Here is a 22,005-nt window from a genome sequence, read left to right as displayed (position 1 = left end):
CGGGTTCTGGCCCGCTGGCAACCTTTCTTGCCCAGCCGACCCTGAGTTCCTAGGGTTCAGAGGCGTGAAGCCTCGCTTTTTCGGCCCGATTCGCTCCGGAAGCGCACCTTTGCCCCGAGATGGAAACGATGGTGCGGCCCGAGCGATTGCCTAACGGTTCGCCAGCCGGTTGTAGCGATCTTGACTGGAAGGGCCGCTCGAAGACGAGATGGAAGAGCGCCGCGGCGAGAAGGATTGCTGGTGAGGCAACCAGGACTAAGACCCAAAGTCTTGCGTCAGGGCTGAACTGCCATCGACGCAAGACGGCGTCTCCCAGAGCCAGAAGCGGATAGTGGATGAGGTAGAGGCTGAAAGAAATCGTGCCGAGTGCAACGGCCACTTGCCCCTCGAGAAGGCGAAGCAGAGGAAGCCGGGGTCCCACGGCAGTGGGCAAGGCACGACGCGACCAGCGGACCAGCAACCCGGCCATCAACACGCCGATGAGCGGGTCGATCAGCATAAAGTTGCGATCGTCGGTCCCGGCGATCGCAAGGCCCGCACAGGTTATCGCGACCAGGCCGAGTCCGACGGCGACGAGCCCCCCTCGGATCCAGCGGTTCTCGCTGACCGAAGGATGACGGTGAGCCGCGAGGGCTGAGGCCATGCCGAGTGTGAAGAGGCCGGCGAACCAGGGGCACAACTCGCGCAGTGCGGGGTTTTTTAAGGGGATTGCAAGTGCCGCCACCGCATAACCGATGGCGAAGCCCCCGGCGATCGCCGCGAGGAGGCCGCATCGCCGCCAGAGCCCCACGAGGACGGGAAACAGAAAGTAGATCTGCCACTCCGTCGCGACGCTCCACAGCGGCGGCTCGATCTTGAAAAGCCAGCGCTCGCTCAGGTTGTGAACGAGAAAGAGATGAGACGCGATGACGCCCGGGCGAAACGCCGGCAGCGCGCGGTCCCAAGGACGACTTGCGGGATGCCCGAGATCCGGGATCAAGGCGATCAGGACCCAGCAGAAGACGAGAGACCCAAAATAAGGAGGGAGGATTCGCCGGGCTCGCCGCCTGAGAAACGTACCAAAACTGGTGGGATAATGGCCTGACGGATCGCGGGCCGTCGGCAGCATGAGGCAGTAGCCCGAAAGGACGATGAAGACCGCAACCGCGCCGTGGCCATGTCGGAGGAAGAATCGAACCGCAAGCCCTGGTCCGGAGAGTCCACCGGGTGGGATCATCAGCGCGGCATGGTGCAATGTGACGTAGAGCGCGGCGAGCCCCCGGATCCCATCCAGGAATGCCAGCCGAACTGGACCGACAAGGTCTGGCGGAGACGCGTTTGCGATGGACAAGCGACACCTCCATGTGATCGCGTGGCGGCGCCTCGTCTGGGCGCGACTTGGAATCGCAGACGCCAAGTATGCCCGCCCCCCTTCATTTCGGCGAGTCCAGTCCGCGCTCCCTTGGAGTGCCTTTCATTCTCACACCCAGCAACCACAGGGCGAGAATTTCTCGATATCAGGAAATCCGGGCACGAAGGCTGTCCTTCATAAGATGAGATCGACCGGCCTTGTACGGCTGCATTCTCGTAACGAGCGCGAGGCCGCTGAACCTCAGGCCAATGAGCATGCCGAGCCTGCTTGATTCATCCTTGAAGTTCACGCTTTACCCAGGATCATATCCATGACCCAGCAGTTGCGCATGTGCGTCTCCGACTCGTAACAGTGCGTCTTCAACGCCGGAGCGTCTCCGCAAGGTATCGGCCAGGTCGTGGAACCGGTCGAAGTCCCGCGCGTCGTGCGTGGCTTGTACGATCATCACCACTTCAAACGCGAGCCAAGTCGAGGCGAAATTGACAGTACAGAAGGGATTGCCGAACCGTCGCCGGCCATAATAATTGCGAAAAACTCCCAATCTATGGAATAGCTATAATTGTTGTAGTCGGTCAATTCGATTTAATCGTGGTAGATTTCGTTGCGTGCCCTTTGTAAAGGACACCGGACTTGCCAGGTTGTCGGCAAACCGCTTGGCCGTTTCGACGACCACCGAGTGGTGCCCTTCGTCGGGGAGTAAGTACCGGAGGCGCCGGCAGCATGCCACCGTAAACAGCAGGAGCTTCCGATCGCTCGCTTTGCTGCGTAAGAACCGCAACATCGGCCTTGGATCAGTGCCGCCCATCCACTGAGCTTCGGTCATCGTCCGTTAAAACCAACGATGCGACGGCCACGGAACGGGCCCATTTCGAGAATTAAAAAAAAAGAGCCGGTCGCCGGGGACAGATCGACCCTGGCGAATCGGCTCATAAGGGAAACCATGACGGATGTCACAGGTTTTACTTCTGTCTTCGGCACCATTCGAGGGGTGGCTAACGGATGGATTAGCCTTCCCCTTTTGATTGCCGAATCGCGGTGGGAACAATTTCCCGAAGTTTCTTCGATCGTGGAGTTCAACCGAAAGCTGATTCGGTAGTCAGATGTTGCGGAACTTCCCAGAAGCGAGCAACAAATTGCACGATCAACGTCCGCTCGAAGTCAAAGTGAAGTCATGGAATTTGACTTTTTTGGGAACCTCACCCGTCACTGTGAAGAGGCTTTCGAGCATTTCCCCAAACGCATCGGTCCGAATGCTGTAGAAATTGTGCTTCGCTTCGCGCCGGGCTTCGATGAGGCCCGACACCCGCATCAGGGCCAGGTGGTGGCTGACGGCGGGCTGGCTCTGTCCCAGTCGTTCGCAGAGATCGGTCACGTGCAGTTCGCTGTGCTCTGCCAGCAAGAAGAGGATGCGAAGTCGGGTCTCATCGCTGAGAAGCCGAGCGACCTGAACGAGTTCGCGAATCGACTTGTCTGCCGCGGAAGGCGCTGGGGTGGCCGAATTCCGAGAGGCTGAGGTCGTACGCTTGGTGTCTGTACTAGCCATTGCTGAGTTTTCCTCGAGAGTAAGGGGGGAGACACTTTCCATGAAGTTGATTAGCAGCATATCACATGCCAATCCATTGCCGCTAGTCGGAGAATTGGTCTGACGTTTGTCCCTGAATCGCATGTTCATTGGGCTCGACTGAGCACTGGTCACGCGAATCGAGCAAACGGTTGGGGGAGTTCATCGAACTTGAGCGTAACATGGGAAATCAGATGGGGGGAGTTGACTCGGAATTCTCGCTCGCATATCCAAACGAGTTAAGGAATCGATGGATCAATCGTGACTTTTGCCGCGACTTGGGGACGATCGCCTGCAGTTGGTAAATGCGGTGATTGATGATATAGTAGCGAAGCACACCGTACGAGCCTTCGTCCGACTCCACTTGCACTTCGCGGCCGTTCCACCTTTTCGCCAGCCTGATCGATTCCTGGGCAATGATCCTCGTTTTTGCGGCTGACGTCGCTTGCTGCGAGATCGTCGTCAGGATTTCGTCTTCGCGATCAAGCGAAATATGTGAAGGAACCTCGTTCTGGATACAGCCGAAAACGGTGGCACCATTCGCGGAGACCCACTTGAGTTCGGTCGTCTCGAAGGTGGCCGGTCCGTCGGCCACCGAGCGCTGGGAGACTTCGGGATTGACGGGCATCCAGAGTCGGCTCTGTCCGTCCGGCATTGAAACCGGCCGCCACTCTACGCGATCGGCCTCGAACGTGGATCTTGACCGGACCAATGTCGCCAAAACGGCCACTGCAACGATCACAATCAGTAAATTTGCAACCTGGAGGATCCATCGTCTCGGCGCGATTCGCTGAGGTGATGGTGGATCCGTCGGCTGCATAACCCTTCTGTTCCGCTTGGGCGACGTTTCGAGAAATCTAATTCTCGCCGGTGTGCATGTCTCTTCTATCGTACCCTGGCTTGCGTCTCAGACCAATAGCCGTTGAAGGAACGATGAGAAGAGACATCGTGGCGAATTTACGAATTCGGAATCGTTGAGGAGATGGGAGGTCGCATCATCGCCTTTCCTCGACCAGACTGATACCACCTTCTCGAGGGGTGTCCCATCTCTCCAGCCGCCTCTGCCCCTCGATCGATCCGCATTTCCTCGCAACCTAAAATAAATGGTTCGACCACGGTGAAGTCAGGTTGATCTGTTCGCATCGAAGGCCCTGAGGGTCAGTCCCGTGATCCAGCTTCGGAGGATGATCCGCGACGACATCGCCCACGGGATGCGTTTCAAGGAACAGGCAGGCTGGAATCAGGTTGAGCCTGACTGGCAGCGTCTGTTCGCTCTACAGCCGGACGGTGCCTTCCTCGCCGAATGCGACGGCATGCCGGTCGGCACGGTGACGACCTGCCGCTTCGGGCCCGTGGCCTGGATCGCGATGATGCTGGTCGATGAGGCCTTTCGAGGGCAAGGCATCGGCCGACGACTGATGTCCAGGGCAATCGATGACCTCGACCGCCACGAAGTCCAATCGATCCGCCTCGACGCCACGCCACTGGGTCGTCCGCTCTACGAGTCACTCGGCTTTGTCCCGGAAACGACCTTGATCCGCTTTGGGGGGATCCTCCGTCCTGCTGATGAAGTTGCCGCGCTTGCCCCTTGGAATTCAACGAGGCCTGAGGAGGAACTCATGGCCCTCGATCGCGAAGTGACCGGCACCGACCGGGGAAAACTCATCTCTCGGCTCATCGCCGAGCATGGTGATTCCCTTCGTGTCGTCGAGGACGATCGAGGGGTGGAGGGGTTTCTGATGACTCGGCCCGGTTCGAACGCACGCCAAATCGGACCTTGTCTCGCGAGCGATCGGGCCGGCCGATGGCTGCTCGCCGACGCCGGGCGGAGATACGCGGGCGAGCCGGTGGTGATCGACATTCCCACCGGACATCACCAGGCGATCGCGACGGTCGAGCGGCTGGGCCTACAACCCACTCGCCACTTACTTCGGATGGGACGGGGTCCTCGAATTGCCGAGGACCTGTCCCGGCTCTGGGCCAGCGCGGGGCCGGAGAAGGGTTGAAACCATGGGCCGGCCGGCGGATCAGGCTCCTTGAAGCTCAAGGCAAACTCAGAGCAACAGTGGCAGCAACCTGGATTGGGGGGAAGACCGAAAAGCCGGTGATCCGTCGGCCCTCGATCAAGGTGCGGCCTTACTGGCGGCCTTTTTCCGTTGGGCGGCCTTCTTGGTCGCCGGTCCTTTCGAGTTGCCGCCAATGTCGGCCTGATCGCGAGTGGGGAGGTGCTTGGCGAGCTCCGCCTTTTTGGCGGTGTAGTCCGGAAGGGCGGCGAGGTTCGTCCACTCGTTCGGATCCTTGGTCTCGTCGTAGAGTTCCTCATCGCCATTGGCATAACGAATATAGCGCCATTCATCCGTGCGGACGGCATGATTCTTGAATCGGTAGGTCGTGAGTGCGGGGTGGTCCCAGCCTGACTTGGGATCGCTGAGGAGGGGTCGGAGACTTTGCCCTTCGACGTGTTTCGGCGTGGGAAGACCGCAGAGATCGGTCAGAGTCGGGTAGATCGACATAAAGTCGATCGCTCGATCGCAGGCGACGTTTGGCTTCGTCAATCCAGGGACGATCCAGATCAACGGCGAGCGTGTGGACTCTTCCCAGAGGGCGAACTTGCGCCAATGCTGCTTCTCACCGAGATGCCAGCCGTGGTCGGACCAGAAGACGACGATCGTGTTGTCGCGATACTCGCTCTTGTCGAATGCGTCCATCAACCGGCCGATCATCGCGTCCGAGTAGCTGATGGCGGCGAGGTAGCTCTGGATCGCTTCCTTCCACCGTCCTGAAGCCAGGATCTTGGCGTGATCGGTCTCGGGGTGAGCCATCTTGACGCCAGCGGGGGGAATATCGGTGAGGTCGGTCTCAAGGTAGGGGGGGAGCTTGATCTGGTTGAGGGGGTGCATGTCGTAATACTTGCGCGGGACGTTCCAAGGCATGTGCGGTTTATGGAGTCCGCAGGCAAGGAAGAACGGCTTGTCGTGCTTCTTCTGCAACTGTTCGATCGCATAGCCGGTGATCTTCCACTCGCGAAGATCTTCGTCCTTGCAGTCGAGAGGCGCGAATGCGATCCCACCAACGCCAGTGTCACCGGTCGGCTTGGGGTCTCCCCCTGAGTTCGTCAGGTAGTCGTCCCATTCGCTGGGACGTGTGTACGCCTCATGGTAAATCTTCCCCGAGCCGCTGACGTCGTATCCGGCATTGCGAAATTGCGTTGTGAGCATCAACTCTTTCGGCATCACCGTGCGCCAGTCGTTGTTGTTTTCGTAGACTCCGGACGTCGATGGCCGCAGCCCGGACATCAACGCGGCTCGCGAGGGATTGCAGACCGGAGCCGCACAGTAGCTGCGAGTGAAGTAAACGCCGCGCGAGGCAAGCTTGTCGATGTTTGGTGTGGACGTCTGCGGATTGCGGCCGAGATAGCCGACCCAATCGCGCATGTCATCGACGGCGATGAAAAGGACATTGGGGCGCTTGGCAGCCGGCTCAGCTGCGGCAAGGAGCGTCGGCACTCCAAGGAGCACAGCGATCAGGGATCGCAGGAAACAGCGAGGCATGCGTTGACTCCAGGTGATGTCGGGTTTTTGATTGTGGGAACTCGCCTGAAATACAGTAAACTTAAATTATGGAATTTCGATTATTTTTATCGATGCGTTGTGATTCCGGTAGAAGCGGGTGGGGAATCTGCGGTTCCAGGACGCTGAATTTGTGGGACGAACAGGGAACGTAAGTTCCCTGGTTTCAGCCCTCATTTCCACGTGGATACCGTGGTGGGCCGTGTCACCTCGGCGAGAATGGGGATACGACTGTCCCCTCTCGTAAGGGTGGGCACGGCTCACCAACTTTGCTCTCCTGCTTCAAATAAGGCAGGGAGATGATGCGTTTCGCTTGCCTTACTTGGCTGGAATGGATTGAGCCTGAGTGAGGAACCCGCGTCCCTTGAGCCAGGTGGCACAAAGCTTCGGCCATGCTTGGAACGCATCGTTCGGGGGGATCTTATCAGCCCATCCCGTGCCGAGACCGAGTCCATGTTGGCCCTTTTCGAACAGGTGCAATTCGACGGGCACCTTGGCTTTGCGAAGGGCGAGGGCGAACAGCAGGCTGTTCTCGGGAACGACTCCACTGTCTTCATTGGTGTGGGCGAGGAACGTAGGGGGCGTGTCTTTCGTTACCTGCGTCTCGTTCGAGAGGCTTTCGACCAGCTCTTTCGACGGGCTTTCTCCGAGCAAATTCTTCAGCGAGCCGGTATGGCCGTAGGGCGTGCCCATCGCGATGACCGGATAGACCAGAATGGCCAGGTCAGGCCGGCTGCTCGGACGTTCGAGCGGGTCGGAAGCGTCGGCCTTGCCTTCGTCGAAACGGGTGGCGGCCGTCGAGGCGAGGTGTCCACCGGCGGAGAAGCCGATGATGGCGACGCGCTTCGGGTCCAGTTCCCACTCCGATGCTCTCGCCCTGACGGTCCGAATGGCGCGTTGGGCGTCCTCGAGCATCCGGGGATGCTTGTAACGCGGGGCAAGCCTGTACTTCAATACGAACGCGGTCAGTCCCAGCGAGCGGGCCCATTCGGCGACGTCTTTCCCTTCATGGTCGGTTGCGAGGAAGCCGTAGCCGCCCCCCGGACAGACGACGATCGATCCGCCGTTAGCCTTGTCGCGGTCGGGCCGGTAGACCGTGAGGGTTGGGACGTCTCCCGCGTGGTACTGATCGCCGGTCTCGGCTCCCAACGCGCCTGGAGCGCCTTCAGCCCAGAGGGGAAAAGTCTTCGGCTCTTCGGCCGCGACGACGGCGGAGGCCGCGACGATGAGAGTCAGGAATGCTCCGAGGGTGGTCCGCATGATTTGAGTTGCCTCGCTGGAAAATCCGGGGAATTCGGGGGAGAGGCTCCAGTGTGGCGGGACCGTTCGACCCTGTCAAATCTCCCGTTCACCCGTTTTTCCGGTCGGTAGGCGTTCTTTGGATTCGGTGGGAAAGGGCGGTCCTGACACGCGTTTCCCCGGATCGGTTCGCCTGTTTTCGGGCCAACATGTGGCCCTAAAGCTGAGGCCCACCTTATAATCGACTCCTGAAAAATCTGATTCGGTGGTTCAGCGAGGGGAACGGAGCACGATGACCCGCACTGCGACTTTGACTTACGGCGACCAGACCATCGAACTTCCCGTGATCGAGGGCACGGAGGGGGAGTTGGGGGTGGATATCTCGCAGCTGCGGGCTAAGACCGGCTTGATCACGCTGGATCCTGGCTTTGGCAACACCGGGGCTTGTCAGAGCGGCGTGACCTTCATTGATGGCGATCAAGGGATCCTTCGCTATCGCGGCCTGCCGATCGAACAGCTCGCCGAGCATTCCACATTCGTCGAGACGGCTTGGCTCCTCATCAACGGCAAGCTCCCGAATAAGGCCGAGCTGGACCAGTTCAGCAAGCGGTTGACGAAGCATGCGCCCTTGCACGAGGGGTTCAAGAACCATTTCGAAGGGTTCCCCCTCAACGCCCCGCCGATGGCAATCCTCTCGGCGATGATCAACACTCTCTCCAGCTCCTCGTGCGATGGCAAGCTCCACGAAGACGACATTGACGACCTTTCGGCCAAGCTGATGAGCAAGGTTCGGACGATCGCGGCCTACTCGTACCGGAGGTCGCTGGGACTCCCCTTCATCTATCCTGACCCGAAGCTTCGCTACGTGGCCAACTTCCTCCACATGATGTTCTCGATGCCCTACGAGCAACACATCGCCAGCCAGGAGGTCGTTGATGCTCTCAACCTGATCCTCATGCTGCACGCCGACCATGAACAGAATTGCAGCACGTCGACGGTCCGGGTCGTTGGCTCGAGCAAGGCGAATCTCTATGCGTCGTGCGCCGCGGGCGTGGGGGCGCTCTGGGGCCCCTTGCATGGGGGGGCGAACGTGGCCGTGCTCGAGATGCTCGAGGCGATTCACGAAGGGGGAATGTCGGCTGCGGAGGCCCTCGCATTGGCGAAGGACAAGCAGAGCGGGTTCAAACTGATGGGTTTCGGACACCGGGTCTACAAAAACTTTGACCCCAGGGCCTTGATCTTGAAACGTGCCGCGGACAGGGTCCTCGGGCGTCTGGGCGTTCAAGATCCGCTGCTTGACGTGGCTCGGAAGCTCGAAGAGCTTGCGCTGATCGACCCGTACTTTGTGGAGCGGAAGCTCTATCCCAACGTCGACTTCTACAGCGGCATCATCATGCGGGCGATGGGCATCCCCACGTCCATGTTCACGGTCATCTTTGCGATCGGACGGATGCCCGGCTGGATCGCGCATTGGAAAGAGCAGAACCACGACCGAGCGAGCCGGATTGCGCGTCCCCGTCAAATCTACATCGGGCCGAAGGAACAGGTCTACACGCCGATGGATCAGCGTTGAACTCGTCCTCTTTCTTGAGGAGGCAAGCGACGGGCGGACGGGACACGCTGGAGGACCCAGTCACGTTTTCGCGAAGCCGTGTCTTGCGTCGCTTGCCGATGGGATCGCCCTGTTCTACGCCTGAAACCTTGTGACCGTTCCCCCCCCTTGCTCTTGTCCCCCCCTCCCCTGCTCCTCCGAATCTCCTCCGGATCGTCGCTGATGATCGATCGGGTGGACCAAAATCTGGCGGTTCGCGGCTCAGAGATCGGGCCGCCGAACCGCAATCCGCTCGCTTCAGCGGGGCCTGATGTTGCCTCGGCCACGGCTGGGCTAGAATCTTGCGCAGTGTCCCTTTATGAGGCTGCCCTCAGGCTCGAACGGAGATCCTTTGCCGATGATGCTTCCCCATCACCGTCTTCTTGTTCTTTTGACGGTCGTATCGCTTCAGGTGACGACCTTTGCTGTGGGAGCCGACGACTCCAAGGCGCCAGACGACATTCCCAAGGGGGTTGTGACTAAGTACACCTTCGACCAGAGCAAGATCTTTCCGGGCACCGTGCGCGACTATTGGATCTATGTGCCGCAGCAATACGATCCCGCCAGGCCCGCCTGTGTCTACGTGAACCAGGATAATGTTCAATTCAATGCGCCGGCCGTCTTTGATCGCCTGATTCATGAGAAGGAGATGCCGGTCGTCATTGGGATTTTCGTCACACACGGACGTGTGAAGGCCCTCTCCGACGCGGCCCTCGATCGTTTCAACCGAAGCTATGAATATGATGGTCTCGGTGACTCGTACGTCCGTTTCCTGCTCGATGAGCTCTTGCCCGAGGTCGAGAAAAAGACGACTTCGGACGGTCGGCCCATTCACCTCTCGAAAGAGGGCAACGACCGTTGCATCGGTGGTTCGAGCAGTGGAGCGATCGCCGCATTCACCGCGGCCTGGGAGCGTCCCGACGCGTTTCAACGCGTGTTCAGCTCGATCGGGACCTACGTCGGCCTGCGTGGAGGCAACGTCTACCCGACCTTACTGCGCAAGTACGAGCCGAAATCGATCCGCGTCTTTCTCCAGGATGGCAGCACCGATCTGAACATCTATGGAGGCGACTGGTGGATGGCGAACCAGGAAATGGAACGAGCGTTGCGCTTTGCCGGCTATGAGGTGAGTCACGTCTGGGGCGAAGGGGGCCACAACGCGACGCAGGCCACCGAGGTGTTTCCGGACGCCATTCGTTGGCTCTGGAAAGACTGGCCGAATGCGGTGAAAGCCGGGGAAGGATCTCCCCAACTTCGCGAAATCCTCCAACCCGGCGAGCCCTGGACGCTCGTGGCCGAGGGCTACAAATTCACGGAAGGCCCCGCGTCGAACGCCAAAGGTGAAGTCTTCTTCAATGATATTCCGAACGCGAAGACGTACAAGATCGGCCTTGACGGCGCGGTGAGTCTCTACCTCACGGATTCCAAGAAAGCAAACGGGCAAGCCTTTGGACCGGACGGCCGGCTTTACGCCGTGGCTTCGGGAACGGAGCAAGTGCTCGCCTACGATTCCGACGGCAAGGCGACAGTCGTGGCCGATGGGATTCGCGGCAACGACCTGATTGTTCGAAACGATGGCTTGGTCTATGTCACGAATCCCAGCCGCAACAACACGGAGCCGAGCACCGTTTGGCTGATTCGTCCGAATGGCGAGAAGCAGGTCGTCGACACCGGCCTGAAGTTCTCCAACGGCGTGACGTTGTCACCCGACCAATCCCTGCTGTACGTGGCCGATAGCCGTTCGAAATGGGTCTACAGCTATCAGATCCAGGGGGACGGCACGCTCGCCTTCAAGCAGAAATATTATCATCTTCATGTGCCGGATAGTGCCGATGACAGCGGCGCTGACGGGATGTGCGTGGACCGGGACGGCCGGCTCTATGTGGCCACCAGAATGGGTGTGCAGGTCTGCGATCAAGCGGGTCGGGTGAATTGCATCATTCCGACGCCCAACGGCAAGGTTTCCAACCTTCGCTTCGGTGGTGAGAATTTTGACACCCTCATTGCCACGAGTGGTGACCGGGTCTTCAAGCGGAAGCTCAAGGTGAAAGGGGCGAACGCCTTTCAGACTCCCGTCCGTCCCGCGGCGCCGCGGCTCTGATCGGCGGCTTGACCGAGGTCGGGGTTGACAAGTTGGACAATTAGGACTCAGATCAGGGGGACCACGCACTCCGTGGTCCCTTTCGCTTTTTATCTGAAGTCGCGACGCACCTGGACGGGCCACCATCGTCATTTCTCTTACGAGGTGGCCAAAGTTCGGATGGGACTCCAGAGAAGGATCGGGCCGTTGAGTCAGCCCTGATGGCTGAGTGTAGACCGGTCATTGCCCACATCTATGGGTTGGTGCCGGCCGCAAGTCGCTGCGCATGGATCTCCAAGGAAGGAGGCCGTCGGTGTCGACCGTGAGAGCAAAAACGCCAAGGCGGAGTTGGTCCGTCGCATTTGTCATTCTGACCTTGTTCGAGGGGGGGTGTGCCTCGATGGGCATAGCCGACCGTCAGGAACGAGGCTCGGAAACTCAGTCGCCCTCGGATGAGGGGACCAACTCGGGCACAACCCTCGGAACCGACTCCACGACTGTCAAGCCGGGCCGGACGATCGCGCCTCCATCGATGGGCATCGACCTCAGTCGCTCAACCCTCGACAAGGGAAGGGTGGAGGGAAGCCTCTGCCTCACAATGGCCGGAGAGATTCCCCTGAAGAATCGAATCGGATTCGTGGTTCCCGTCAACTCCGAGTCGGCAACGCAAAACGCGATCAGACCAGACCATTCCTGCGAACCAAGCTGAGTAGTTTGCGGAATCCGCTGGATCGATGTATTCGATAGATTCGTTAAAGCTTTCCATCGCGCAGGTCGAAGTTTATCAGGTAGATGATACGTAATGGTGCAGACGCCGGTGATACCCTCCGTCCCGGAACGTTGTACTCGGGGGAGTTCGAATCATGTCAATGGATTTCAGGTGCCGGAAAGCTTGCGCCGTTCTCCTCGGCCAGGCCCTTATGGCATCGATTGCTGTGCAGGCTGCGATTGCCCAGCAAGAGGCTCCTTTGCAGGAGCCCGCGGCTTCCAACGCTTCGATGGATGCCGCAACTCCGAATCTCGCCGTCCCCCCCGCGGCTGATGGTTCTGAGGTTCTCCCTGTACCGGCGACAACGCGTGAAGGTGCGCTCGAAGACCGTATCCGTCAGCTGGAAACGATGGTGAAGACACTGTCGGGACAAGTCCAGCAACTCAAGCCTGCTGGTGGCAACGGCGGCGCAGGTAATGGTAACGGCAATGGTGGCACGGGTGAAGGGCCAGGGCCTAACCCAGGCTCGGGCGATACCGGATCGGCCGCGAACCTCGCCACTCCGTCTGCGAGCGGTGGAGCGGCCGCTCCTGGCCAGTCCCCGCCGCCGAACCCTTCTCCCTCCGCACGGTTCAATTCACCGACGACCCTGCAGAACGTTCCGGGGAAGGTCAAGTTCGGTCCCGGCTTCGAAATCAAGAGCAACGACGACGAGTACTTTTTCCAGTTCCACAACCTGTCCCAGTTTGATTATCGCGGCTACCTTCAGGGGGGCCAGGATCCGACTCACGATACCTTCGCGATCCCTCGCCAATGGTTCATGTTTAGCGGTCGGATCACACGACCCTATGGGTATTTCGTCTCGCTCCAGAACGGTCTGGACACCGTCTTGTTGCTCGATGCCTTCCTTGATATCGACTATGACCCACGTCTTCAGATAAGAATTGGCAGATACAAGACGCCGTTCACGTACGAGTTCTATGTCGAGCCGGTCCAGGGCCTCATCTCACCGGAACGGTCTCTCTTCTTCAACAACTTTGGCTTGAACCGCGATGACGGGATCATGGCACACGGCCGGATCCTTAACTCCCAGGTTGATTACGCGGTGGCGATTCAGAACGGCACGCGGAACGGATTTCTCGATCAGAACGACGCGAAAGACGTCGCGGCCCTTGTGAACTGGCGTCCCTTCAACGGCGAGGAAAACACGCTCCTCGAGAATCTCAACATCGGCGGCTCGGTTGTCGCCGGCAACCAGAACAACGTTCCCCTCCCGCAAACCCTGAGAACGGCGATCGCCACCACCGGCAATCAGATCATCGGTGTCCCCTTCCTGAACTTCAACAACAACGTCCGCGAGTCGGGCGACCGAGCCCTCTGGGACCTCCATGCCGCCTGGTACTATAAGCAGTTGGCCCTCATTGGAGAGTGGGGCAGTGGGTTTCAGGATTACGCGAAAGTGGGCAATCTTGCCAATCGGACTCATCTTCCGATCGATAGCTTCTATGTCCAGGCCGGCTACTTCCTGACCGGCGAAACGCGGAGCAGCGTCGGTATCGTGAAGCCGCTCCACCCCTTCGATCTTCGTCCCGGCCAGTTCGGACTTGGAGCTTGGGAACTGACCACTCGGTACAATCACCTCGAACTCGGCTCCCAGGTCTTCAGTGCCGGTCTCGCCGATCCGAACCTGTGGGCCAATCGGGTAGAGATGGTCGACGTCGGATTGAACTGGAGCCTGACGCAGTATGTCAAGGTTTACCTCGACTGGCAGCACTCGGAATTCAATAACCCCGTCCTGTTCGCTCCCGGAAGACGACAGTCCACTAGCGACATGCTGATGGCCCGATTCCAGCTCTTCTTCTGATCACTCGTCTCGAACCACGACCGCAACATTCAAGGGCTTTGCCTCCAGGGCGAAGCCCTTTTTTTTATATTCGTTGATCGAGTGATGGGTATGCCTTTGGCCACTTCCTTTCCTCTTCGCTTCGAATCCGCCTGAGCAGTCACGCCTCGGCTTCATCCGTTTCCCGTGAATATCGAACGCAACAGCGTTGCCACGCAATGGCCGGCTCATTGGCGACTACCGTTGAGGTGCGGGAGGTCCGTCTTGTTTTCCGGTCGGGTTGGTGCGTATAGTTCGTCTCTGATTCCCTGCGAGGTTCCCAGAATTGCGTCGCGCAACCTTCCCCCCACTTTGCTCGACAGCTTTGAGAAGTCTCTCCCCCCCTCTCGACCTCGCATGCCGGATCTTGAATTTCCATCAGGGTAGGTATTCCTGATGAATGCGTGCATGGAAGGCATGTCCCGCCGACGTGGGCGCCGCGACTCGGTGATCGAACGGCTCGAGGATCGATCGCTGTTGAGCGAGATCTCCTCGAGTATGGTTTCGCACCTTTCCGCGGCAGAGCGATCGCAGGTAGCGGCTCTGATCGAAGTGAGATGGGTGAACGAGACGAAGGGCCACACTATAACGACTAGGGCGGTGCGCAACGATCTCGGCCACGTGCCCGTCACCAACACCAACACCAAGGTGAACGGGTACACGACCGACCTCACCTTCGTCGACTGGGTGGATATGACACGACCCAACCTCGTAGCCCCGACTCTCGTGAGTGGCGGTGGTTCCGGGGGAAGTACGGTAGACGTTGATGCCGGGGATGGCGGCGGTAGTGATTCCGGCTTGGACACCTTGTCGGATCTTTTCTTTACCGAGTGGGAAAGCAGCTCTCCGATCGGCAAGGGGCGAGCGTACTCAAGCCGGGCAGGTCTGGCCCTCAGTCTCTACGGCCAGACCAATGATGAAGGACAGTTCGCCGCGGCGCTGCGAAGGGCGTTCGTCTCCTTGGCCACGACTTCGGTCATGCTCATCAACGGCCACGGGACCGGCCTCCAGACGCTCGGTTGGACCGGCTCCGGGACGCAAGCCGGGGCTCGGCTGCTCCCTGGCGGCTCGGTTCCGGTCCCTTTGGGGCAGACCGGCACGGCCAGTCGGGTCACGCGACAGGAGATGTCCGCACTCCTGGACGGAGTCGGATCCCTCGAATGGGAGCGGTTCGAGTACGACCTGGAACGATTTCTCGCTCGGATCCGTGGATTGCCGACTGCTTCGGTCGGCCCCGAGAACGATCCGGTAGTGCCGACGCTGGTCGCGATCCTCATGATCTCATTAGTCGCTCGCGAGGCCGCTCGCCGCGAGGGGTGGTGGCGACAGCGATTTGTTCCGGGCGTGCGGCTTGCCGGCGGAGACCCTGACGCTTCCGCTGACCCGATCGGTCCCTGGCCTCTAGGACTGCCATGAAACGCGACCCCTTGGATTCACTGGTCGAACGATTGAGCGACGGGGATATGGCTGCGGCGGAGCGTGTGTTCGTGGTGTTTGAGCCGTACCTCCGGATGGTGGTGCGGCGAAAGCTCTCCACGCGGCTTCGGACCAAGTTCGACTCCATCGACATCGTTCAATCGGTCTGGGCCCATGTACTTTCCGGATTTCGCGCGGCAAGTTGGCGATTCGCCAACGCGACCCAACTCCGGGCGTTCCTTGTCCGGGTGACCCAGAACCGAATGATCGACCAATGGCGCCGGTGTCGAACTGCCGTTGACCGGGAACAGCCATTGTCGCAAATCGAGCCGATGGCCACGCCTGCATCTCGGCAACCGAGTGCCTGTGAGATTGCTCAAGCCGGCGAACTCTGGGAGCGCATGCTGGTGCTCTGTCCCACAGCCCACAGAGACGTGCTGCAACTTCGGCAACAAGGTGTCACTGTCTCCGAGATCGCAACCCGGACCGGCCTCCACGAGGGAAGCGTCCATCGCATTCTCCATGCCCTCGCCTGCCGAGTTTCGGTCGAACGCGCCTCGCGGCTCGTGCCGTCCCGACAGACTCGCTGAGGAACGGGCTGTGATCCTGCCACATGCAAAGTCTTTGACATCCGGAACTGAAGACGTGCCGAGACCTTTTTTGGCCTCCCAAGCAATCACCTCGGCCGGTCTGACGGATGGGGTCGCGACCTTGATGGTCGAGGAGATGGTGGTCGCCTGGCGACGCGGGCAGCGCGTGGCGGCCGAGGATTACCTGGCACTCAATCCTGAACTCTGCGCCGACGCCGAGGCGGCGATTCGACTGATCTACGAGGAGGTCTGCCTCCGCCGCAACGAGGGGCAGGACGTTTCACTCTCAGAACTGGTTCGCCGTTTCCCCCAATGGCGGACGGAGTTGGAGATCCTCCTCGAGTGTGACCGGTTGTTGGAATCCAGTCCGACGGCCCCCTCCTTTCCCAAGGTTGGGGAGACGCTCGGCGGTTTTCAACTCCTTGATGAACTTGGCCGAGGCACGCGAGGACGCTGCTTTCTGGCCGCGCAGCCCTCACTCGCCAACCGGCTTGTCGTCGTGAAAGTTTCCCCTGACGATCATGGCGAGCACCTGTCTCTCGCCTGCTTGCAGCATACGCACATTGTTCCGCTCTATAGCGAGCAGGAACTCCCGGATATCAACCTTCGGGCGATGTGTATGCCCTACCTCGGCGGTGCGACCTTGGGGCAAGTCCTGGCGCTCATGGGCGAAGTGTCCCTTGACCGACGTACAGGACAGTCACTCCTCGACGCCCTCGACCGAGTCCAAGCGTTGCGCCCGGTCGTTTCCAGCGCAAGTCCGACTCGCCAGTTTCTTGCCCGCACGACGTATGTCCGGGCGATTTGCTGGGCCGGGGCCTGCCTGGCCGATGCATTGCAATATGCTCACGATCGAGGGATCGTGCACATGGACGTGAAGCCGTCCAACGTGTTGCTCGCCGCCGACGGCCAACCGCTGCTCCTCGACTTCCATCTTGCTCGTGCCCCTCTCCGCGCCTGTGCGGATCGGCCGGAGTGGGTGGGAGGAACCCCTGCCTACATGTCGCCCGAGCAAAGCGCCGCGATTGTCGCAGTCTCCGAGGGGCGGGCGGTGCCCGCCGATGTGGACGCGCGTACGGATCTCTATGCGTTGGGCCGAACGCTCTGCGAGGCGCTCGGGGGGACGGCCAGCGGCGCGACCGTTCGGTTCCCTCGCCAGGTGGCGACCAGTCTTGGCGATGTGGTTCGGAAGTGCGTGGCGCACGACCCCAATGACCGCTACAACGACGCCGCTGCTCTCGCCAACGACTTACGTCGGCACATGGCCGATCTTCCGCTCCAGGGCGTTGCGAACCGAAATCTGTACGAACGGTGGTTCAAGTGGTGCCGTCGGAGTCCGACGGCCCTGTTGCGCCTGAAAACCCTGTTCGTGGCTTCGTCCTTGCTCGTCACTGCTTTTGCTCTGATCTGGGCCGTCTTCCTCATCCCCCGGTTTCATGCAGCGGGTCGAGCGCTGGACGACGGCAAGGTTCTCTTGAGCCGACGTGACTACTCGGAAGCTGCCCGTGTGCTGGCGCGAGGCGCGGCCCTCATCGAGGGATTTCCGGGCGGTCGCGCGCTGGCGCAAGAAATCGCAGGCCAAGCCCAGCGGGTTCAGCTAGCGCGTGACGCGGACCTCCTCCACGACCTGGTGGAAAAGCTACGCTTTTTCGACTCAGCGGCTCCCTTCCCGCTCCGGGAGGCGAAGGCCGTCGAGAACCATTGTCGGGTTCTCTGGGTGACGCGACGTACCCTCCTCGATCGGCTCGAAGGTGCGCTGAATGCTGAGAGCGAGGCACGGTTCCGGACGGACATGCTCGACCTGGCCGTCATCGGGTCCAGCCTTCGTGTCCGCCTCGCGTCCGATGCCGAGCATTCCAACTCCGCCAGGCGCGAGGCGCTGCGGGTCCTCGATGAGGCCGAAGCCAGTTTCGGCCCCAATCATATCCTCTTCTGTGAGAGGCGGGCTCATGCTCAGGCTCTGGGGCTAGATGATCTGGCGACTCAGGCCACCCGAGGCGCAGCCCTCATGCCTCCACAGACGGCGGGAGAGCACTATGCGTTGGGCCGCTTCCTCCTCGCCTCCGGTGATCTCGAGGCAGCCGAGGCGGCTTTTGAACGTGCCCTTGCCCTTCGTCCCGAAGATTTCTGGTCGAACTTCAAACTCGGTGTGTGCGCCTATCGACGTCACCATTACGAGGACGCCGTCAACGCCTTTCGAGTCTGCACTGCGCTCGCCCCTGATCGCGCCGAGCCCTTCTACAACCGAGCGCTTGCCCGCGCGGCCTTGGGCCACACCGCCCGGGCTTCCCAGGACTTTGACCGCGCCCTCAAACTGAACCCGACGTTCGTTGTCCCTCAATTCGATCAAATCGACCGTGGCTCTCCCGACAATCCGTCAGAACGTTAGTCTGCCGAGGCGCCAAAGCTCAAAGACGACGTCCTCATCTCGACCATTCACCACGCGCATTTCGCATCTGCCGATACCCGCCGTCAGATTGAATTATTGCATGTATTATCGTGTTGACATTGTCCTGGTTGTCAGGATGTTTCGCTGACTTCTGAGCGTGGCTCGAAGTCGTTTTTTTTCGAGAGATCGGCGTAGAGAGCTCATTTCAGGCGCGACTTTCGGCCGCATCCCTCCGTTCTCCCCAATGATGACCACGAGGCGAGCAAAATAAAATCGCGGACCCCGTGGTTTGACCGGTCACGCGGCATGAATCCCACGATTCCAACAGGCGGTGGAAATTCGTGGATTGGACTCAAATGCCGCAAGCGAATGACGAATTCCGGAACAACAGGAGGCGACTAGCCATGAAGAGTCGACATAAGTTCTGCCCAGGCGTGGACTCATTGGAGCACCGACTGGCGTTGAGCACAGCATTGGCGTCCGTCGCCCAGCCGAGCAATCACCAAGCTCAATTTGACAATCCCACCCTGCCGGGCTCTACGGGAGCCGAGGTCGCCCTGTCTGCCATCAACAGTTCGACAGAAAAAGTCTCGCTTTCGGGAACCGCACGAGGCGTTTATACCTCCCATCAAAGCAACCCCGATACGGGGACGACCGTTCAAGGGACCGCGAAGGGGAGGATCTTGCCACTCGGTCAAACTTCGATCGTTGGCTCGTTCCTGGTTCCCGGCCTTCTCCGGGCTGGAAAGGTGGAGGGTTCAATGACGCTCAAGAGCCAGCGAGGCTCGGTGACGTTGAACATTACAGCTCCGAGTTCGATCAGTGCTGCGAGTTCGTCTCACTATTTCACGTACCAGATCGTCAGTGGCACGGGGCAGTTTCGCAATGCCCAAGGAAGCGGGACCGTCGATCTCACTCTGACGCCGTCGACCTCTCACTCGGGTTCCGCGCATTCCCAACACGGCAATGGGAAATTTGTCTTGATGTTTGCGAGTCATTGAATAATCAGATGATCCTGTTGTTTGGAACCATGGTTCCAATACGTTCGCAAAGAGCCTCCCGGCTTCACTCGGAGGCGGATGAGGCGTCGGCCCCGCTGTCGGTCTCGTGAGAGGCTGACGGCGGCCGATATCCTGAGAGCTCCCACCCACTTAGGCTTTAGCCACAAGCCGATCGAAATCTGAACGCGCAGGACGTCGAAGCACCTGAACCATCCAGGCGCCTGACGGCGGACGAACGGACCACTCCGGTCTTCACCGGACGAACGGTCGCACCAAGCAAATCGGTTTGGTCCAAGCCGGTGACCCTATCGACCGATTTTGTGCGCGACCTCTGGCCGCTTCTCGCCGTTCTCTCTTGACGGAAGGCTAAGTGTCGAGCCATTCCCGCGATCGGACAACGCATCGCTTTAGCCATTTTTAGCATGACCGATTGCAGGTTCGCACGAAGGAGACCTTTACCCATGACAGGTCAGGGACGACCCGTTTCATCCGTCAGTGTGGCGGCGATCCCGCCTGCGCCACTCGCGTGTGGATCGTTCGCGGAATCCGACAGGACGAGGATCCCACTGAATGCGATCAGGCAGAAGCTCGGCGACCTTTGGAGTCAATGGTGCGACTTCTGTGTCGAGGCCGGACTGGCCCGTCTGGAGGAGCCGAAATGACGAATCGAAGGGCGCTCTGGGCCATCATCGGTATCTCGTCGATCGTGCGGTTGGTCTGGGCTGCGAACCTGGGCAGCTATACCAACGAGGCGTATTACTACCTGTACGCGCAGAACCTTGCTTGGGGCTATTTCGACCATCCGCCCATGGTCGGATTCGTCTCGGCGCTGGGTCTTTGGGTGACACCATGGTGCTCGCCCACGTTTGGCCTGCGGGTCGGCTTCATCGCGATGTTTGCCGCGTCCACATGGCTCATGGCGCGGCTTACGGCGAGGTCATTTGGTGAGCGGGCCGGGGTCATGGCGGCCTTGGTGCTTAACCTAACCATCTTCTACGGTCTGGTGGTCGGGACCCTGGCGGGACCGGACGGACCACTGCTCTTCTTCTGGCTTCTCACCCTCGAACGTTTGGGGGCAGCCCTGGAGTCTCCGGACCAAGCTCCGCTCTGGGTGGGCGCGGGCTTCGCCTGGGGGGCGGCCATGTTGAGCAAGTACTACGCGGTGCTGCTCCCCGCCGGGTTCTTGCTCTACCTCGTCCTGAAGCCATCGGCCCGACGCTGCCTGCGGATGTCGGGGCCTTACCTGGCTCTGGTGGAGGGGCTTGCCATGTTCTCTCCTGTCATTGGATGGAACGCCGAGCACGGGTGGGCTTCGTTCGCGTTCCAGGGCAGTCGCGCGGGGGGATTCCAAGGGTTTCAAGGTCACCTGTTGATCGAGGCGCTGATTGGTCAGTTCCTCTATCTCACTCCCTGGATCTGGGCCGGACTGGTGGCGGTCCTGGTCCGACTCCTCCTTCGCCGGCATCGAGGCTGGAGCGAGCCTGAGACTTTCCTGATCTCCCAGGCCATGCCGGCCCTGGCCATTTTTCTGGGAGTGGCGACGTTCCGGCGGATCATGCCTCACTGGCCGCTGATCGGCTTCGTCTCTCTGATGCCTTTGCTGGGAAAGTCTTGGGATGAGCAACTGGCCGTTAACCCCGGGCGCACTCGCTGGAAGCTTCGGTTCTTAGCCACGTTCCCCTTGGTGATCGGCACGCTGTTTGTCGTGCATGCTCGGACCGGCCTCTTTCAGAATGAACGAGGCCAGCTTCTGGGGTCGATCTGGCCCGTGGCCGATCCCACGGTAGACACGATTCGTTGGGGACAGATCGGCCGTGAACTGAACGAACGGGGTCTCCTCGACGATCCGGACACATTCCTGTTCACGGATAGCTGGCGTTTCAGCGCGGAATTGGCGATCGCCTTGGACCGTGATGTCGACATAGCCTGCTACCATCGCGATGCCCGCAGCTTTCAATTCTGGAGTCGGCCACGGGATTGGGTGGGCCGGGATGGTATCTTCATTCAGGTGGAAGACAGCATGGCGAAGCCGGGACACTTTGCCCCGTGGTTCACCAGCATGGAGCCGCTTGCATCGTTCCCGATCGTCCGCGCAGGGGTTCCGGTGGAAACGGTACGCCTCTATCGTTGCGTCCGTCAAACGGCCCCTTTCCAATTTGGATACGCCGGGCCGGGGCCAATGCCCCGGCCAGAGATCGTGCACGGTGCCGCTGCTGGACAGCCTCGGATGAGCAGTCGCCGGGCCGCCCGGACTCTGCAATGAATTGAGCCGGGGAGAGGAGAATGACGCAAAGACTAGGGGCCTAATCTCAGCGGAAATGGGACGATGCTGTGCCCTGAATCGCTGGCCCTTTGTTCTTCGCAATGTGAGACCGCGTGTTCTCCTCTCCCTTTCTCTCTGCCCGGCGGCTCACCGTCGGGTTGCTCTTGCCTGTAGACTCTGAAGCCGGAATCCAGCCACCTGGACGAGAAAAGAAAAGCCCCGTGCCCTGCTCTCTTCGAGCGAGGCACGGGGCTTTCTGCGCCATTCAGCGGAACCAAAGCACAACCCAACCTCGTGGTAACGGCAGGCCCCTGGCTCCGCCCTTTACCCACTTCACGGCCTTCCAAAGCAGAGACGTCGCTTG

Annotated in this window: 13 protein-coding genes; 8 read left to right on the top strand and 5 right to left on the bottom strand. The window is 60.0% G+C overall.

Annotated features, from left to right (window positions below):
• Positions 1–49 precede the first annotated feature (49 nt).
• From SINAC_RS11785 to SINAC_RS11775, 3 genes are all read right to left on the bottom strand, one after another.
• On the bottom strand, positions 50–1,330 hold the full coding sequence (locus SINAC_RS11785; protein WP_015245859.1) for an acyltransferase family protein: 1,281 nt from the start codon (positions 1,328–1,330) through the stop codon (positions 50–52).
• A gap of 1,162 nt (positions 1,331–2,492) precedes the next feature.
• Complete coding sequence (locus SINAC_RS11780; RefSeq protein WP_015245858.1) at positions 2,493–2,894, bottom strand: ArsR/SmtB family transcription factor; 402 nt, start codon at positions 2,892–2,894, stop codon at positions 2,493–2,495.
• A gap of 208 nt (positions 2,895–3,102) precedes the next feature.
• Positions 3,103–3,567 (bottom strand): hypothetical protein, encoded by a 465-nt coding sequence (locus SINAC_RS11775; RefSeq protein ID WP_154673709.1) that lies wholly within the window; start codon positions 3,565–3,567, stop codon positions 3,103–3,105.
• Between the two features lie 511 nt (positions 3,568–4,078).
• Here SINAC_RS11775 and SINAC_RS11770 point away from each other — a divergent pair.
• Positions 4,079–4,918, top strand: a complete 840-nt coding sequence (locus SINAC_RS11770) for a GNAT family N-acetyltransferase (protein ID WP_015245856.1) — start codon at positions 4,079–4,081, stop codon at positions 4,916–4,918.
• 117 nt (positions 4,919–5,035) lie between these two features.
• On the opposite strand, the gene SINAC_RS11765 is transcribed toward SINAC_RS11770, so the two are convergent.
• Together SINAC_RS11765 and SINAC_RS11760 are read right to left on the bottom strand one after the other, a co-directional pair.
• Positions 5,036–6,463: a sulfatase gene (locus SINAC_RS11765; protein WP_015245855.1), complete on the bottom strand. Its 1,428-nt coding sequence runs from the start codon at positions 6,461–6,463 to the stop codon at positions 5,036–5,038.
• Between the two features lie 336 nt (positions 6,464–6,799).
• Positions 6,800–7,741, bottom strand: coding sequence for an alpha/beta hydrolase (locus SINAC_RS11760; RefSeq protein WP_015245854.1), 942 nt, complete (start codon positions 7,739–7,741; stop codon positions 6,800–6,802).
• A gap of 271 nt (positions 7,742–8,012) precedes the next feature.
• Between SINAC_RS11760 and SINAC_RS11755 the strand changes: the two genes are divergently transcribed.
• The 7 genes from SINAC_RS11755 to SINAC_RS11705 all read left to right on the top strand — a co-directional run bounded on the left by SINAC_RS11755 (position 8,013) and on the right by SINAC_RS11705 (position 21,641).
• A complete protein-coding gene (locus SINAC_RS11755) occupies positions 8,013–9,293 on the top strand; it encodes a citrate synthase (RefSeq protein WP_015245853.1) in 1,281 nt (426 codons plus the stop codon).
• Positions 9,294–9,669: 376 nt separating this feature from the next.
• Positions 9,670–11,412 carry an SMP-30/gluconolactonase/LRE family protein gene (locus SINAC_RS11750; RefSeq protein WP_015245852.1) on the top strand — a complete coding sequence of 581 codons (1,743 nt, stop codon included), beginning with the start codon at positions 9,670–9,672 and terminating at the stop codon, positions 11,410–11,412.
• A gap of 1,097 nt (positions 11,413–12,509) precedes the next feature.
• Positions 12,510–13,964 (top strand): OprO/OprP family phosphate-selective porin, encoded by a 1,455-nt coding sequence (locus SINAC_RS11740; protein ID WP_237722555.1) that lies wholly within the window; start codon positions 12,510–12,512, stop codon positions 13,962–13,964.
• 618 nt (positions 13,965–14,582) lie between these two features.
• Positions 14,583–15,398, top strand: coding sequence for a hypothetical protein (locus SINAC_RS11730; RefSeq protein ID WP_154673710.1), 816 nt, complete (start codon positions 14,583–14,585; stop codon positions 15,396–15,398).
• The gene (locus SINAC_RS11725) at positions 15,395–15,988 is read left to right on the top strand and encodes an RNA polymerase sigma factor (RefSeq protein ID WP_015245848.1); all 594 of its coding nucleotides are present in this window, start codon (positions 15,395–15,397) and stop codon (positions 15,986–15,988) included. The genes SINAC_RS11730 and SINAC_RS11725 overlap by 4 nt, the downstream gene beginning before the upstream one ends.
• A gap of 70 nt (positions 15,989–16,058) precedes the next feature.
• Positions 16,059–18,377 (top strand): tetratricopeptide repeat protein, encoded by a 2,319-nt coding sequence (locus tag SINAC_RS11720; protein WP_026012014.1) that lies wholly within the window; start codon positions 16,059–16,061, stop codon positions 18,375–18,377.
• 1,659 nt (positions 18,378–20,036) lie between these two features.
• Entirely contained in the window at positions 20,037–21,641 is a 1,605-nt protein-coding gene (locus tag SINAC_RS11705; protein ID WP_015245844.1) for a glycosyltransferase family 39 protein, read from the top strand.
• Positions 21,642–22,005: the final 364 nt, after the last annotated feature.

It is taken from the genome of Singulisphaera acidiphila DSM 18658 (genome assembly GCF_000242455.2).
Lineage (GTDB): Bacteria > Planctomycetota > Planctomycetia > Isosphaerales > Isosphaeraceae > Singulisphaera > Singulisphaera acidiphila.
Note: the sequence above shows the minus strand (reverse complement) of the source record. Positions and strands in the feature narration are given on the sequence as shown.

Bases quoted from the DNA above. Each gene is read 5' to 3' on its own strand.
- SINAC_RS11725 (WP_015245848.1), top strand. From the start codon at position 15,395: ATGAAACGCGACCCCTTGGATTCACTGGTCGAACGATTGAGCGACGGG.
- SINAC_RS11780 (WP_015245858.1), bottom strand. From the start codon at position 2,894: ATGGCTAGTACAGACACCAAGCGTACGACCTCAGCCTCTCGGAATTCG.
- SINAC_RS11750 (WP_015245852.1), top strand. From the start codon at position 9,670: ATGATGCTTCCCCATCACCGTCTTCTTGTTCTTTTGACGGTCGTATCG.
- SINAC_RS11765 (WP_015245855.1), bottom strand. From the start codon at position 6,463: ATGCCTCGCTGTTTCCTGCGATCCCTGATCGCTGTGCTCCTTGGAGTG.
- SINAC_RS11775 (WP_154673709.1), bottom strand. From the start codon at position 3,567: ATGCCGGACGGACAGAGCCGACTCTGGATGCCCGTCAATCCCGAAGTC.
- SINAC_RS11760 (WP_015245854.1), bottom strand. From the start codon at position 7,741: ATGCGGACCACCCTCGGAGCATTCCTGACTCTCATCGTCGCGGCCTCC.
- SINAC_RS11755 (WP_015245853.1), top strand. From the start codon at position 8,013: ATGACCCGCACTGCGACTTTGACTTACGGCGACCAGACCATCGAACTT.
- SINAC_RS11740 (WP_237722555.1), top strand. From the start codon at position 12,510: ATGGTGAAGACACTGTCGGGACAAGTCCAGCAACTCAAGCCTGCTGGT.
- SINAC_RS11705 (WP_015245844.1), top strand. From the start codon at position 20,037: ATGACGAATCGAAGGGCGCTCTGGGCCATCATCGGTATCTCGTCGATC.